Raw genomic sequence first — 16273 nt, 5'->3', positions numbered from 1 at the left:
TAATTCTTTTTAGTGTAAATAAATTTTAAAGGGCGTCTAAAATACGCATACATGCTTCACCGTCTCCGTAAGGATTGTGCGCAAAACTCATCGATTTGTACGCCTTCTCACCCGATAAGAGCTGGCTTAGTTCAGCTACTATTTTTTCAACATCGGTCCCGACTAATTTTACAGTTCCAGCATCTACAGCCTCTGGCCTCTCTGTTGTATCACGCATTACTAAAACAGGCTTGCCGAGAGAAGGAGCTTCCTCTTGAATTCCTCCAGAATCAGTTAGTAGTATATAAGCTCTATTCATTAGATACACAAATGGTAAATAATCAAGTGGTTCGATAAGGAAAACATTATTTAACCCAGCAAGTAGCCTGTTTACTGGCTCTCTAACATTAGGGTTTAAATGCATTGGATAGACAAACTCTATCTCAGGGAATTTTTTTGCTGTTTTGGCAATAGCTTCACAAATACGTTCGAATCCACCACCAAAACTTTCACGTCGGTGTCCAGTAATCAAAACAAATCTTTTATTAGAATCAAGAAATTTAAATTGCTCTTCAAGTGACGACTTTAAATCATTCTTTGTCTCAAGTTTCTTGACTATACTATGCAGTGCATCAATTACTGTATTTCCAGTAACAATAATCTTATTACTAGGTACATTCTCCCTTAGTAAATTTAACTTTGACACTTCTGTTGGTGCAAAATGTAAGTCTGCGATTGAGCCTGTTAACTTACGATTACCTTCTTCTGGCCAAGGCGAGTAAATATTACCTGTTCTTAACCCTGCTTCAACATGCCCTACCTTAATTTGTTGAAAGTATGCAGCTAATGTTGCAGAAAAAGTCGTAGCAGTATCTCCATGAACAAGAATATAATCAGGTTGATATTCAGCTAATATCGGTTTAATACCTCGGAGTATTCCGCAAGTAATATCTGTTAAATCTTGACCTGGCTTCATTAAATTTAAGTCATAATCAGGTATAATTCCAAATAATTCTAAAACTTGATCTAACATCTCTCTATGTTGAGCAGTGACACAGACTCGAGCCTCAAAACGAAGGTCATTTGTAAAAGCATGTACTAGAGGTGCCATTTTAATTGCTTCAGGACGAGTACCAAATACGACTAATATTTTTTTCATCACTTTCTCTTATTTCGTATTAACAGTGTAAGTTGCCAAGCATTCTGAACTAAATACTGATAGCAAATATATATCGCAATAAACAATAACAACCCTATAAAAGTGCTAAAGTAAGTATTTATAAAAACCCCTACTGTTAACAATAATACTGACATAAGTAGTAATATTAATAAACTTTGCTTAGTTGAAAAATCAGACCGCATCAGTATATGATGCATATGGTCTCTATCAGGCTTAAATGGTGATTGGCCTTTTCTTTTACGCCTTACTATTATTGCAGCCATATCAATCAGAGGTAGCCCTACTATAAATAAGGCTAACACAGCAGAAAAACTTTCAGGGCCATAAACTGTTTGTTGTGAGCCTATAATCAACATCCAAATAACATATAAACCAATAAGCATAGAACCAGCGTCACCCATAAAAACTTTATACTTACGCTGTTTAGCATTCATCATATTAAATACTAAGTAAGCAAATATTGCTCCAATAATAATTAAAGAATTAACAGTGAAACTTTGATTTCCTGCAACATTAAATAAATAAGCCAATCCAACAAAAGAGATAACCGACATTCCACCTAACAAACCATCTATACCATCGATCATGTTATAGGCATTAATAGCTGCAATAACAGCAATGTAAGTGAATGGTATACCTAAAACACCGAGTTCTACATCACCAAGGGTAAATAAGTCGCCTAGGTTCTCTATATACGCTCCGAGCCCTGAGCATAACAATGCAGCGACTAATAGCTGACCTAACATTCTAAACCTTACAGGTAGGTCATATTTATCATCAAGCATGCCAATAAAAACAATAAATGCGCCAGCTAGCAAAACAATTTTTGTTTGTTCATCTACTAAACCAAACAATTGAAATGTAATCGCGGTCCCTAAATAAATAGCTATACCACCTATTAATGGAATGTGTCCATCATGGGTCTTCCTCTCATCAGGTTTATCAACCAAATTAAATTTATTAGCTAAGGGTCTTAATATTAGTATTAAAACAACTGTAATTATAAATACAGTCATCATTGGTTGTAACATTTCTAGCATGAAATTATGTTCCAAATTAAGAAGTTCGATCAATCTTTACTATTAAAGTAGCGTATTAAAATAATTAACATAGCTAACATACCACCTAACATAAAACCTAAAACACAAATCAATGCTCGTTGAGGTCCTGATTTTAATTCCGGCACTAATGCTGGGTCTATTGTTTTTAAAATATACTCATCTCTAACATTAGCAAACATAATTGTTTTTGTTTGTTCTTCTATTAATTGATAAAGAATCTCTTGAAGCCCAGATATTCTTGTATGTTCTAATTGTTCAGTTAAATAAGCTATTGAGTTGTTTGCTTCTAATAAATCCCGACTTTTCATTTCTTCATTACTGGCGGAGATTAACAAGTCAACCCATTTTTTTGCTACATAAGGTGAATAATGCTCAACAGATATAGTTATCATAGCGTTAGATTTATCTTGCTCCACATTCACTATCTTTTGAAGTACTTTATAAGCTTCTTGCAAAGACGGTTGTGATTTTAATGGCGCTTTAACATCGCGTAGCCATTTTTTACTATGAGGATTATAAATACTCTCATCGTATATAAGTTTATTTGACTCAAGCTCCCAGCCCTTCACTGCCATTAAATCTGCAGTGATGTCATATTTTTCAATAAATTTAAAAGTAAAAGCTCGAGATTTTATCACTTCCAAAGCGAGGGTTGTTTTATCGGCTTTTCCGCCACCCAAGTTAACCCCAGCCAAGCTTGCTAAGCCACCTAACTGTGAAGCCATCCCTCCTAAATTAGAGTCTTGTTCTTCCGCTGGTGCCAACAAAGCCTCTGACTTATAAATATCAGGAAGTGATAATGCATAAAAAACTGAAGCAATAGAAAAGATTGCGGTTATAAAAATGACTAGTAATTTCCCTTGCCAAATAGCCCTCCATAATTCCTTTAAATCTATTTCATCATCGTATTTAGCCATATTTTCATATTTAACCAGCTTAGATTTTAACTCGGCTAACTCTTGGCTATCACTTTGCTTTTGATTTTCCATAAATACTATTTTACCTGTTTTACCTATGTATCTAATCTGTCGACTATTCGTTACTTTTAGTACTACTTAAGTTAAAAACTATTAAGTGCAGCTAAACTAACGGTTAACTGATAGAAAATTGATGTTGCTTTTTCCCATAGGGTTAATTGATCTACGTAACCTGCATCAAGAGGCACAACAATAGTATCTCCAGGCTTAATAGTTACTGAACTAAACCAACCTGTATCAAGTGCATCTACCAATCCATTTGAGCGAACTATATATATTCTATCTTCATCCGATTGCGCTCCAAGACCACCACTAGATTTAATGTAGTCGTATGTATCCCACTTCTCGTTATATAGATGAGAGGTAGCAACCTGAACCTCACCCATTACGTTAACTTCATTTCTAACTGACGGTATGATTAACTCGTCACCGTCTTCTACAACAACATCAACTGTTTTATCGCTAATGATTTTAGGTAAATCTATAATTAGTCGACCAACACCTTCAATTATAGTCAATTGGCTTACTAAAGCTTGTACTTCACCAATATTAACTGAACTGACTGAACTAGATGATATTGACTTAAGTGCTAACTCTTTACTTAACGAACGAGCTGTATCACGAGCTTGTTTCTTTTCTAATTCTCTTAACGATTCACGAGTAAAAAAAGCTGATTTAACATCGGCTAATGAAGTTACTCCACCAGCTCGCTTTAGTACTTCTGATAATTTCTCACCTTGATTAACCGTATATTCACCTGGGTATTTTACTTCACCAGATATTTTAACTTTACGATTTTCATTCCAATTAGCTTGCTGGAATACATTTATCACGTCTTTTGGTTTAACAATTAAATCTTTACCTTCTACACCTGAAAGTGCTCCCACTAGGTCAAAATTAATATGTTTTACACTTAGCATTTTTCTGTCATCAGCAATAACTCGAGAGATCTCACCTTTCACCATGTTGGCAGACTCTTTTAAGCCACCACCGGCTAATATTACGTCAACCAATGTTGTGTTATCAGAAATTGGATATACACCAGGAAAACGCACTTGTCCGGTTAAGGATACAATTTTCACCATTTGACCAGCGTTTGAACTATTAGATAATAATTTAATAATTGGCTTTATAAGTTCGTCCCTGCTCAATAGTTTGGTAGCAAGTAGAGCACTTTGTTTTTCAAATAAAGTGCCATTTTGAATTTTATAAATGTAATTGAATTCTTTAAGCCCTTCTAAAGATTTAAATTCATTTAAGGCTTCAAGATTATCTTCATCTTTGATCTTTTTGTACTCTCTTAACTCTTCTAGCTCTTTCTTCTCTTTATCTGTTAATTCAGATTCGTTATTACTTGTAAACCTTTGGTTGTTTTGTGCACCTAGTTGATCTTCATGACTATTCATCGCACCATTCAAAAAGGTTTTATCATCGTATCTACTTAAGAATACAACTAGATCTCCTGGGCTAAGTACTTGAGCTTTACCTCTTAAAACATCTTTTGGTTTAAATTGAGTTACCTTATAATTACCTGTTTTGGTTTGAGATAAGATAAGGCCATAATTTAAATCCGTAACTTCCATCAAATCATTTTGATTAACGATCAAATCCGATAACGTAATACCTTCAGACCAACCATAAGTACTAGGTCGGGATACTGCACCAGCAATATTAACGACTTGACCTAATCTTTCAGACACCGGTAATACAGTAAATACATCACCATTTTTTAACTTTTGCTTTGTGATTTTTTTATCGTTTAAATTTATTCTTTTTATATCTCGTTGGTAATTTTCACCAAATCGAGCTAGCACCGCATATTCAGGATATGCATTCACGTTTAATCCACCAGCCATATCAATAAGGTCAGCCACGGTTTCATTAGGGAATACTTCATATATAGCCGGTCGTCTAATCTCACCATTGATTGATACTTGTTGGTCAATTGCATTCACATAAACGACGTCACCTTGCTGAAGTCTAGAGTCTTGGCTAACGTCACCATTAGAAAACATTTTGTATAAGTCTAATGTTGCTATTGTTTTATCCGCACGTCTAAGTTGAATATTTCTTAGTGAGCCAACTTTGTTTGGCCCACCACTTATAAATAAAGCATTGGTTATAGTTGATAAACTTGATAAATGATAAGCACCTGGTTTCTTCACATCGCCAACAACGTAAACTTGAATTCCTCTTAAGTTAGCTAATGTTACAGTAGCCTTAATACCGATCATTTTGGTTTTTACGATATCTGAAATAAATGTTTTTAATTCTGAATATGTCAATCCACCAACGCTTATAGGGTCTAAACCTGGAATTATGATTTCACCATTATTATTAATGGTTACCATATATTCAGAAGACTCTTTACCAAAAAAAGATACTGTAAGTGTGTCACCAGGGCCAACTATATAGTCACTAGGAATTGGAATACTGCCTTCAGGTAAGAAAGCATCTTGCAGACGCTCAAACATTTCATAACCAAATGGTTTTAATTCGTTTGGATCCGACCAGTAATCAGAACCAGTAAATTCATTGACGGTATTAGTACCATTAAGGTCATTTGGGTAAGCCGAGTTTTGTAAGTATTGTTCTTCAGGTTTGACAGTTTCAAACTCTTGCATATTAGTGCCACCCAAACCGCCTTGGATAGAATTAATGTCAATACCAAACTGTTGTGCAAGCGCTGCTTGTTGGGCTTTTGGTAAACTTTGAAATTGTTTAAGTTGAGCCGCCGTTGGTGTAGACGCTACTTGTGCTGTACTAACGAAGCTAGTTAAAGAGATTAAAGCTAAAAAAAGTATAACTAAATTAGTATTCTTACGGCTATTAAACATGATGATGAAGTCCCTGAATTTCTCATTATCTTGATAGATAAATAAACGAATCAAGAATTGTAATCTAATTCTCACCTAGATGGCACCCATTATTTTACTTAACGATAAATTTACTATTTAACTGACTAAAATATCATCTAAAGCATTTGTGTAAGCGGTTACATTAATTGTAAGTAAAAGTACTTTCATTCGATTTTACTGATACTTATAGCGTTAAATTGATATACCACAACCACGAACTGTACAAAAAACACACAGATAAAGTTGCAAATCAATAATCCTTTTCTACAATTCCCTTATAACGGTAATTTACTATTCAAGGAACGAGTATGAACATTCACGAACCGACAGTTGCTACTGAATTATTATTTAACAAGCGTTTATTAAAAGGGCTGGCTATTCAACCGGATGATTATTACTGGTCTTGTTTGAATATATTTGAATGCAGTAAATCAGAGCTCAGTTACGATGACGTTGAGGATTTGTTAGCAAGCGACATCCCTCAAAATACCTTTATATATTTTCCTATTACGCTATCTAATTACATTTACTGTAATACCATAAGCATTGGTCGGTCTAAAGACCAATTGCACTTTCGTTTTGCTATATCGTTTAATAAAGAAAAGTGGGATGAAAATTTAAACTTACGTGGCTTCTTTGAGTTATTACATGACGACATACAACAAAGTGCCGCCTTTAAAGTATCTGACTGCTACCATGATTATCAGGACTATCTGCTTGAAGTAGAATTTATGGGTAACTTAACAAAGACTATAGATGAACAAGTGCAATGGGCTCTTAATGAAATAAAAACCTTTCATGATTTTAATGTTAAGAATGTAATTTAAGTTTTCCTGTTTACACTAATAGTATTACTCATGCTTATCTCGTGTCGGGTTATTTAAAAACCATTGATAGCAATACAACCACAGAATATTTATTCCCGGATTGATTACAACCTCTGAGTCTTTATTTGGGCATACCACTATGGAACTTAAAGTCATCATCTAACGCTAAAATCAACTCAGCTTCAACATCACCAAAATAATCAATACGTTCTGTTATATCAGTACCGGCAATATCTTCAGCCAAGGTTAAATAATCTTGATAATGCCTAGCCTCTGAACGTAATAGTGAAAGGTAAAACTCACCGAGCTTTTTATCTACCAGAGGTGCTAGCTTGGCAAATCGTTCACAAGAACGAGCTTCTATATATGCTCCACAAATAAGCTTATCAATTAAGGTTTCAGGCTCATGGGTTTTAACATGCCTAAGCATTCCTTTAGCGTATCTCCCTGGCGTTATATGTTTATATTCAATTTCATATTCATTCATCATTTCTAACACCTGATAAAAATGATGTAACTCTTCTTTGATCAACAACACCATTTTATCTATTAGTTCTTGTCCATAAGGTGAATTAGATTTTGGAATTATCGATTTTGATAACTTATTTTTATTTGCTAATTCTTGCCAAGTCCCTTCTTTACAATAAATAAACTGTTCGAAGGGCTTTAACCAACCAAGCAAAGCATCTCCGCTCTCTTTATCCACTGCGTATTTACGTATCAAAAACATAGCCGACTGTGCCGCTTTTAATTCACAGACTAAGTGGTCAATTAATAAAACGGGTAAATTATCTTTGTTAATGGCTTCTGCGATCCACTGATTGGGAGTTTCACATTTTAAAAAATTTGAGATTGGTTCTAACAATTTTTGGATTGGCATAACGGAATTATTATAGGCTTAGCTAGATAAATTAGCAGTTATAAATAAAAAGTAGGCTGATTTTACCATATATAATCACCTTGGTAACCGCACAGTGTAAAACAAGTAGAGCATATCTGAAAAAAGAGCATAAAAAAACGGTCTCTAAAATGAGACCGTTTTATTCTTACAATTTATTTAGCTGTAAATTTCATTCAAATACTAAACTTAGTCAACTTGGTTTGTAAACGTCATTTTATAACCAGTTACAGTAGAATCATCTTTCTCTAAAATTAAATATTTAGATTTACTGTCTTCATCAAGTGTTAACGTTTGTGATGACATAAGTATATCACTAGACCCTTGAGCACCTATAACTTTTACGTTATAAGTATTATTTAATAACGTGATTGAACTAGGAGTAGCAAAAACGGCACCTATAGATTGGTCTGCATTTTCAATAGTTTCATCACTTTTTACAAAATAAACTTGAATGTAATCAAAATTATCAGCAATCTCATCTTCATCAATTAAGTTAATAACTTTAACTTCATGACTATAAATGCTTTCACTTTGACTATTTTCAACCACCAATGAATTAATAGTATATTCGTATCCATCAACATCACCATCATTATTTTCATCAACATCACCGTCATTATCTTCATCCACAGCTTCTTCTAAAAGATAGAAAAATATAGTTGAACTCGTATTTTCAGTTAATGAAAGTAAATAATTATTATTATCTCCAATTTGATCACCTGATGGAGTTTTTAGGGTCATACCAAAATCACCAGAACTTGTATTAATGATGTCACTATACTCACCAAATAAAAGCCCACTAAAAACTAATGATTCATCAATATAAAAATCTAAACTGTCTGTATAATCAGTATCGACTGATAACAAAGCATTTTCAACGATACCGTTATATACACGATATTCAGATTCAGAATTTACATCTGAATATTCTGTTGAAGATGAAGTAGAGACAACATCAAGTACAAATGGCGATGAACCAGTACCTGTATTTTCTCTAATAACCATAATGTATTCACCAGCGTACGAGAAAGAAATATCTGTTGATTCAAATACGACGTCATCGCTATTAGCTAGCGTAGCGTAAAAAATAACATCATCTTGTTCATATTTTTGATTTTCTGACATTTCTTTATAAGCAGCTTGGCTTATTAAAACAGCTTCTTCAAAAGTCTCATCAGATTCTGAATAATAAAGATCAACACTGTCGTCTGCGTACATGTTCAATAAACGGATATTAAACAGTTCGTCATCGCTGTCGTCATCTAATTCATCATCATCTCTTACGTCTAGTGAGTAAGTAGTTATTTCAGGTGAGTTAACATCACCAGTCATTACCATAAAATGAACAATATCATTCTTTACCGTTAATTCTTGTTCAAGAATAACTTCTAAATCACTACTGTTATATTCATCCTGCCAAGAGAATTCCAAATCGTAGGAATCCGTATCAAACTCCAAACGGCCGGTAATACCAGTAAAAGCAACACCCGAGTAAGTTATATCATCGAAATCATCATCATCTTCTTGATCAACATTTAAATAAATATCAGGAGCAGTGGCTGACAAGTTATAAAACTGCATATACCCTGTATTGTTATCGGAATCACTATCACAACCTGCTAAGGCTAACGATATGCTCATTGTTAAAATAAGAGGCAATCTGCGTTTAATCTTATTAAAAATGCCACGATTAAAATTCATTTAGTTGTTCCTGTTAAAAAAATAGTTTTATATACCTAAACTGTATAGGCAGTTAACTTTTAGAAAAGTTCCTGTTAGTCGAAATAATATTCATAACTTAAACGTTAAAAGCATTAATCCATCATAATGGCTAGGGAGCCAAAATAACAGTCTAATGTGCAGCAACTGTGCAAACAATATTGATATATGGGATCCGAAAGCGTTAAGGGGCATACTCTACAATAGATAAGCCATTCAAGCATCACTATTTATAAAAATAAATTGATAACCCTCTAAAAACATTATTTTTTCTAATTTAAACAAACTATTAATTTATTAAAAAACACCTAAATACTTGACGTATGCCGATTTATTGGTCATAACATAAGCATATTGTTTGGTTAATAAACAATGTGTTCATCAGGAACATTTAGCAGTTGAAGGAAAAAATTATGATATTAAACCACCTGTGGGGCTTATATGCACATCCAGTAGAAGAGTGGCATTCTATTGATAACCGACATGAAAGTTTTAAATATTCTATGTCACACATAATGATCATCGCACTTATTCCAGCCATTAGTGCTTATTTTTCATTAACATCTATAGGCTGGAGTGTTGGCGTTGGTGAACGTCTATTTTTATCCGTAGATAACGCGTTAATTTTATCAGTCGGTATGTACTTTGCTCTTATTGCTGGCGTATTTATCTTAGGTTATTTAGCACACTGGATGGCACATACTTTTGGTTCTGAGCCTACGTATACACAAACTTTAGAACTTGCAGCCTATACAGCAACACCATTATTTACTGCAGGTTTAGCCGCTTTTTATCCAGAAATATGGTTTGTAATGCTAGTTGGATTTGGAGCCTTAGCTTATTCAGTCTACCTACTTTACGCTGGAGTGCCTATTTTAATGCATATCCCAGAAGAGCGAGGATTTATTTATTCAAGTTCGGTTGTCACTTGTGGTTTAATTTTACTAGTTTGTATTATGGCGTCATTCGCTATATTTTGGAGTTCAGGTTACGCACCAGCTTTTAATCATTAGCATTTAACAACAAGCTTCATCCATAAAAAAACAGCATCAATTGATGCTGTTTTTTATTGGTTTTATAATCGACTAGTCGATTATAAAACGTTAGATTTCACGCCTCGTTCTAAATCTTACGCCAAGTCGTTTTACCTTCACTATCTTCCAAGGTAATACCCATTGCCGTTAACGCATCACGAGCTTCATCAGCTGCGGCCCAGTCTTTATCTGCACGAGCTTGGTTACGCTTTGCAATTAACTGTTCTATCTCTTCTACTTCATCACCTTGGCCGCTTTGGAAAAACTGCTCAGGTGGGGTTTGTAAAATACCTAAAACCTCACCTAGTTTAACCATAACACCAGCAATATCAGAGGCTTTGTTAACATCTGACAACTTTTCTTTATTAAGTTCTTTGGCCAATTCAAACATGACCGATAAAGCTTCTGGTGTATTAAAGTCATCGTCCATCGCTGTATTAAATTTATCAACTTGCTCAAAGTCTGTTAACACAACATTTAAGTTTGGTTCGACATCGCGTAATGCAGTGTATAAACGCTCCAAGCTAGCTTTTGCTTGTTTTAAGTTGTCGTCTGAGTAATTTAACTGACTACGGTAATGGCCGTTAATAAGGAAGTAACGAACCGATTCCGCATCATACTGTTTTAACACTTCTCTAACCGTGAAAAAGTTATCTAATGATTTTGACATTTTTTCATTATCAACTTGCACCATACCAGTGTGTAACCAGTAATTAACGTATGGTGTATCAAATGCACAACATGACTGAGCTATTTCATTTTCATGATGTGGGAACGTTAAATCTGAACCACCGCCGTGAATATCAAAATGACTACCAAGATGTTTATGGTTCATAGCTGAACATTCAATGTGCCAACCTGGACGCCCTTTACCCCAAGGTGAGTCCCAATTAGGTTCTTCTGGTTTCGCTAGCTTCCATAAAACAAAATCCATAGGGCTGCGTTTTGCGTTGTCAACATCAACTCTGGCACCTGATATTAGTTGTGATAAATCTTGTTTACCTAACTTGCCATAATCTGCATACGAAGATACTTCAAACATTACATCCCCATTGCTGGCAACATACGCATGTTCTTTGTCGATTAAGCGTTGAATAATATCGATGATCTCTGGCATATGCGTTGATACTTTTGGTTCAATATCAACAGGCAGTATTTTTAATGCAGCAAAATCTTCATGCATCATCTTAATTGTGCGTTCAGTTAACTGCTCAAAAGTTTCATTATTTTGTTGTGCACGTTTAATAATTTTGTCGTCTACATCCGTAATATTGCGCACGTAAGTAACGTCATAACCTAAATATTTAAAGTATCGGTTCATGATATCAAAAGATACATACGTTCGCCCATGACCCATATGTAATAAGTCATACACAGTTATGCCACACACATACATGCCAACCTTACCTGCAACTAACGGCTTAAATTCTTCTTTTTGACGGCTCAATGTATTGTATATACGTAACATCTATATTCCTGATCTTTTAACAAAGGTTTAACAAAGTTAATAATTTAATATATGGCCGCGCATTCTAGCAAAGTTGCGCGTAAATTCATGTGATTTTTATAGTAAATAATGTAATTAACAGCGAAGAAAGCTACAACAAATACAGTAACTGATCTAACCCGCCTTTTTTCACGCTCACATCGGCTTGCTTGCGTACTAAAGGTTTTGCATGAAAAGCCACACCTAATTGAGCTGCTGCCATCATAACTAAATCATTAGCGCCATCGCCCATTGCAATGGTTTGAGATGGTTCGATATTGTATTCTTTAGCTAACGACACAACCGTTTCAGCTTTTACATTCGCATCCACTATTCTGCCAAGTACTTTTCCGGTTAACTTACCGTCTTTCATTTCTAGCTGATTAGCAACCGTTGCATCTAAATTTAACTGACGTTTTAATACATCTGTCATATAAGTGAAGCCACCAGATGCGATAACTAACTTCCAGCCGAATGACTGTAGTTGTGTTACTAAATTTTCTAATCCCGGCATTAAAGGTAAGTTATCAGCCACTTGGTCAATAATTGAAACTGGCGCATTAGTTAATGTCGCCACTCTTGCATGTAAGCTTTCAGCAAAGTCTAATTCACCACGCATTGCTGCCGCTGTCACTTCAGATACTTGTTCGCCGACACCTGCAAGCTTTGCTATTTCATCAATACATTCAATCTCAATGGCCGTTGAGTCCATATCCATCACTAATAAACCAGTCTGACTTAATGTCGGAGCATCTTCTAAATAACATAATTCTATATTCTGAGTTTCTGCCCACTCGTTTAATAACAACTTGGTTTGGTTATTAACTGCTGCATTTAAGTTGAAGCTTATTGCTCCATCTAAAGAATCGGTTGGTTTAACTAATTTACATAAATCTAAAGAGATCACATTAGCGTGGCAAAATTGCATAAAATCAAAAAGTACTTTCCAAGTGACATTATTAAATAAAACAATTTTTGGCTTATTGCTTACATTAGCCATTTTAGAGTCAGTCGTTTTTTCGTCAGAGTTGTTAATTAAAAACTTCACTTGAGTACAGTCATGAATGTTCGTTAATTGTTTTTCAGGATCTTCTGCTTGCCACTCTATTTTAAAAAAGTTGGTGTTTTTTAATTGCCGTTGAACCTGATGAAAATAAATATCAGATAGTGAAAATATGTGGGATAACTCATTGACAATCATTTTTTTACATTCCGAACTTAGTTTTTAGTCTATTATTTAATCAAATATAGAAATGAGGTAATAGAATATAGTAAAGTGCATTGCTTTTTAATCCAGAAATGCGCAATATTTAAAACTATCTCATATAAATAAGAATCTGATGAGTAAAAAACTTACCTATATTAAAACATCATCGTTAAATCGAAAGTTTACACAATTGGTAACTGCTTTCGTTTTATTAATAATTACTGTTAGTCTTTGGCTGAATGTTAGTAGTTTAGGTAAAGCTATGCTTGAAGAAAACTCACTAGTTTTAGCAGAAAACATATTATTGCAAACTGCTAACAGCGCTCGCACTTATATATCGCAAGATGATATTAGCTCGCTGGAAGATTTAACCGACTCCGCACTTAAGTCTGATTACATCTTAGAGATGGTTATATATGATGACAAAGGCTTAGTATTAAGTAAAAGTGATAATGCAGTTAGTACTAAAGAACGTTTTATTACAAAACGGGATAAAGATATTGAGGTTTTATCACCAACCCCATTTGTTAAGGAAGTTCGTAATGACGACGATGACTTACTTGGGTTTGTACGAATTACAGTTTTAAAGAAAAATTTACAACAAAGTGGCAATTTGTTTATTCATAGAATTAGTCAACAAATTATCTTGTTAGCTTGTATTGCGGGTTTAATCGGATATTTATTTACTATCGGTCTACGTCCATTCTCTTCACATTCTTACTTTGTGAAAGAATAAAACAAAATCTGTGCTACCAAGTCCCTACACCTAAATATCAAATAATGCTTTGGTATTTAGGCTAGTAACCTGACCAACCTCTTCAACCGAGCATGAAAATAACTCAGCAACCGCTTCTGCAACCTTAACAATATTCTGTGGTTCATTGCGCTTACCTTGTTGACCAAACAAAGGCATATCTGGTGAGTCTGTTTCCAATAAAATATTGGATAATCCCACATTTAAAACACTTGTCCGTGTTTTACTGGCTCTTTCATAGGTGATACCGCCACCAATGCCTAGCTTAAAGCCTAAATCGATATATTTTTCAGCATCATTAATATTGCCCGAAAACGCATGTATAACCCCGCCATATTCTGGCCTTACTTGTTTAAAACATTGTTGAATTAAATGGTGGGTTTTTCTGTGATGGACGATTAATGGTTTATTAAAACGATTTGCTAACTCTATTTGCGCGATAAATACTTGTTGTTGCAATGCCATATTATCGACGGTCGCATCTAAGCCACATTCACCAACAGCCACAACAGATTGCGAATGCAGTAAGCTTTCAAGTTTCACTAAGTCAGACAAAGGATCATTATCCAAAAACCAAGGGTGAATACCAATGCCGCAATATACATCATCAAACGCTTGAGCGAGCTTGAGTTGTTTATCCCAATGCTTACTGCTCACACCAGGAATAACAAATGACTCAACACCTTGCATTCTAGCTCTGTTTATCACGGAGCTTAAATCACTTTCAAACTCCGAGAAATCAAGGTGACAGTGGCTATCAATCAGATGCATTTAATTTGACTCATTATTTATTAATACCTAAGGCTTTAAGGCGGGAAGGCTTAAGGGAGATAAGGCTTTAGGGCTTTAAGATTTGAACGCTTTCCCTCCAGCCTTCAAGCCGCTTTTTCCTTAGAGCTTAGCTTCTTCTCTAACTCATGGCGCTAATCTTTGTTTATCCCAAATTGCGTTGTTAGTTTCATTACGGCTATACATAATACGGTCGTGTAATCTAAACTCCCCACCTTGCCAAAACTCAACTTTGGCTGGCTTTACTCTAAAACCGCCCCAAAAATCCGGCGTTGGCATTTCGCCTTGGCTAAATTTATGTTTCATCCGCTCAAATGTTTCCATCAACATGGTACGAGAACTAATTGGGTGAGACTGTTTTGAAGCCCAAGCCGCTAACTGACTCTCTTTTGGACGAGAAACAAAATACGTCATATTCTCTTTAGTCGTTAACGGCTCAACTTCACCATACACTATCACTTGTCTTTCAAGTGTGTGCCAAGGGAAGTGTAACGATATTTTATTGTTATGTTTTAATTCTTGTGCCTTACGACTACCTAAATTGGTAAAAAAAACAAACCCATCTTCATTACTGTCTTTTAACAAAACAATACGCTGAGATGGTTGTCCTTCTTCATCTACTGTTGCAACAACCATAGCGGTTGGATCTGGTAGATTGGCATCTATCGCCTGTTTTAACCAAGTGTCAAACTGAGTCATGGGATCATCAGCAACATCTTGTTCGTTTAACTCGCCTTGACAATATTCACGTCTTAAATCCGACAGCTTCATTAAATACTCCAAATTTTTATTATCTGTAGTTATGTTTAAATTACGGCTATTGCGCATAACAAACAATATAAATTAAGTATATGTTAAGTTATTAACCCAAGACAGACGTTTAATACAATTGGTATCAAATTATGCTAATTTTACGAGGGGCTGTATATTATTAACAACAGGAGATCATCCCTTATGCTTTATCAAATAAACGGAAAAAAACCAGAATCTAAAACTGAAAATTACTTTATAGCTAATAGCGCAGATGTGATTGGTGAGGTTAATCTTGGTGATCAAGTCAGTATTTGGTTCCAGTGTGTTTTAAGAGCCGATAATGCGGCCATAAACATAGGCGACAATACCAATATTCAAGATGGGTGTGTACTCCACGTAGATGATGATTTTCCAATAAACATAGGCACCAATGTAACCGTTGGCCATAAGGTTATGCTGCATGGTTGTAGTGTTGGTAATAACAGTTTAATTGGTATGGGAGCCACAATATTAAATGGCGCAGTTATCGGGGATAATTGTATTATTGGAGCTGGAAGTTTAATTACTGAGAATAAAAACATTCCAGATAATTCTTTAGTAATGGGCGTTCCGGGTAAAGTGGTAAAACAAATAAGTCCAGACCAAGCTAAGTTACTGACTCAGTCTGCACTGCATTATGTGGAAAAATCCAAGCTCTACGATGAGCAATTACAGCCTTTAGGCTAACTCAATTTCAATTGATTAAATT

14 protein-coding genes are annotated in these 16273 nt (G+C 34.9%); 4 read left to right on the top strand and 10 right to left on the bottom strand.

Annotated features, from left to right (window positions below):
- Positions 1-25 precede the first annotated feature (25 nt).
- From wecB to Q0940_RS08010, 4 genes are all read right to left on the bottom strand, one after another.
- A complete protein-coding gene (gene wecB / locus Q0940_RS08025) occupies positions 26-1138 on the bottom strand; it encodes a UDP-N-acetylglucosamine 2-epimerase (non-hydrolyzing) (RefSeq protein ID WP_299266764.1) in 1113 nt (370 codons plus the stop codon).
- On the bottom strand, positions 1138-2199 hold the full coding sequence (wecA, locus tag Q0940_RS08020; RefSeq protein WP_299266760.1) for a UDP-N-acetylglucosamine--undecaprenyl-phosphate N-acetylglucosaminephosphotransferase: 1062 nt from the start codon (positions 2197-2199) through the stop codon (positions 1138-1140). The genes wecB and wecA overlap by 1 nt, the downstream gene beginning before the upstream one ends.
- A gap of 29 nt (positions 2200-2228) precedes the next feature.
- Complete coding sequence (locus Q0940_RS08015) at positions 2229-3209, bottom strand: Wzz/FepE/Etk N-terminal domain-containing protein (RefSeq protein WP_299266757.1); 981 nt, start codon at positions 3207-3209, stop codon at positions 2229-2231.
- 71 nt (positions 3210-3280) lie between these two features.
- A complete protein-coding gene (locus Q0940_RS08010) occupies positions 3281-6034 on the bottom strand; it encodes an SLBB domain-containing protein (RefSeq protein WP_299266754.1) in 2754 nt (917 codons plus the stop codon).
- A gap of 329 nt (positions 6035-6363) precedes the next feature.
- On the opposite strand from Q0940_RS08010, the gene Q0940_RS08005 reads away from it, so the two are divergent.
- Positions 6364-6882 carry a hypothetical protein gene (locus Q0940_RS08005; RefSeq protein WP_299266751.1) on the top strand — a complete coding sequence of 173 codons (519 nt, stop codon included), beginning with the start codon at positions 6364-6366 and terminating at the stop codon, positions 6880-6882.
- Positions 6883-7003: 121 nt separating this feature from the next.
- Here Q0940_RS08005 and miaE read toward each other — a convergent pair whose 3' ends face one another.
- Both miaE and Q0940_RS07995 read right to left on the bottom strand, forming a co-directional pair.
- Positions 7004-7762, bottom strand: coding sequence for a tRNA isopentenyl-2-thiomethyl-A-37 hydroxylase MiaE (gene miaE, locus Q0940_RS08000; protein ID WP_299266748.1), 759 nt, complete (start codon positions 7760-7762; stop codon positions 7004-7006).
- Between the two features lie 207 nt (positions 7763-7969).
- The gene (locus tag Q0940_RS07995; RefSeq protein WP_299266746.1) at positions 7970-9484 is read right to left on the bottom strand and encodes a hypothetical protein; all 1515 of its coding nucleotides are present in this window, start codon (positions 9482-9484) and stop codon (positions 7970-7972) included.
- 431 nt (positions 9485-9915) lie between these two features.
- On the opposite strand from Q0940_RS07995, the gene Q0940_RS07990 reads away from it, so the two are divergent.
- Positions 9916-10515, top strand: a complete 600-nt coding sequence (locus tag Q0940_RS07990) for a Yip1 family protein (protein ID WP_299266743.1) — start codon at positions 9916-9918, stop codon at positions 10513-10515.
- A gap of 109 nt (positions 10516-10624) precedes the next feature.
- On the opposite strand, the gene cysS is transcribed toward Q0940_RS07990, so the two are convergent.
- Both cysS and serB read right to left on the bottom strand, forming a co-directional pair.
- Positions 10625-12004, bottom strand: coding sequence for a cysteine--tRNA ligase (gene cysS, locus Q0940_RS07985; protein WP_299266739.1), 1380 nt, complete (start codon positions 12002-12004; stop codon positions 10625-10627).
- A gap of 130 nt (positions 12005-12134) precedes the next feature.
- Positions 12135-13223, bottom strand: a complete 1089-nt coding sequence (serB, locus tag Q0940_RS07980; RefSeq protein ID WP_299266736.1) for a phosphoserine phosphatase SerB — start codon at positions 13221-13223, stop codon at positions 12135-12137.
- A 139-nt stretch (positions 13224-13362) separates the two neighbouring features.
- Here serB and Q0940_RS07975 point away from each other — a divergent pair, with 139 nt between their 5' ends.
- The gene (locus Q0940_RS07975) at positions 13363-13965 is read left to right on the top strand and encodes an AhpA/YtjB family protein (protein WP_299266734.1); all 603 of its coding nucleotides are present in this window, start codon (positions 13363-13365) and stop codon (positions 13963-13965) included.
- Positions 13966-13995: 30 nt separating this feature from the next.
- Here the strand turns inward: Q0940_RS07975 and Q0940_RS07970 are convergent, their stop codons facing one another.
- Both Q0940_RS07970 and pdxH read right to left on the bottom strand, forming a co-directional pair.
- Positions 13996-14754, bottom strand: coding sequence for a TatD family hydrolase (locus Q0940_RS07970; protein WP_299266731.1), 759 nt, complete (start codon positions 14752-14754; stop codon positions 13996-13998).
- A 144-nt stretch (positions 14755-14898) separates the two neighbouring features.
- Positions 14899-15543, bottom strand: coding sequence for a pyridoxamine 5'-phosphate oxidase (pdxH, locus tag Q0940_RS07965; protein WP_299266728.1), 645 nt, complete (start codon positions 15541-15543; stop codon positions 14899-14901).
- A 183-nt stretch (positions 15544-15726) separates the two neighbouring features.
- Between pdxH and Q0940_RS07960 the strand changes: the two genes are divergently transcribed.
- The gene (locus tag Q0940_RS07960) at positions 15727-16251 is read left to right on the top strand and encodes a gamma carbonic anhydrase family protein (protein ID WP_299266724.1); all 525 of its coding nucleotides are present in this window, start codon (positions 15727-15729) and stop codon (positions 16249-16251) included.
- Positions 16252-16273 lie beyond the last annotated feature (22 nt).

It is taken from the genome of uncultured Psychrosphaera sp., from assembly GCF_947500655.1.
Classification (GTDB): domain Bacteria; phylum Pseudomonadota; class Gammaproteobacteria; order Enterobacterales; family Alteromonadaceae; genus Psychrosphaera.
This window is presented reverse-complemented; position numbering and strand designations above follow the sequence as displayed.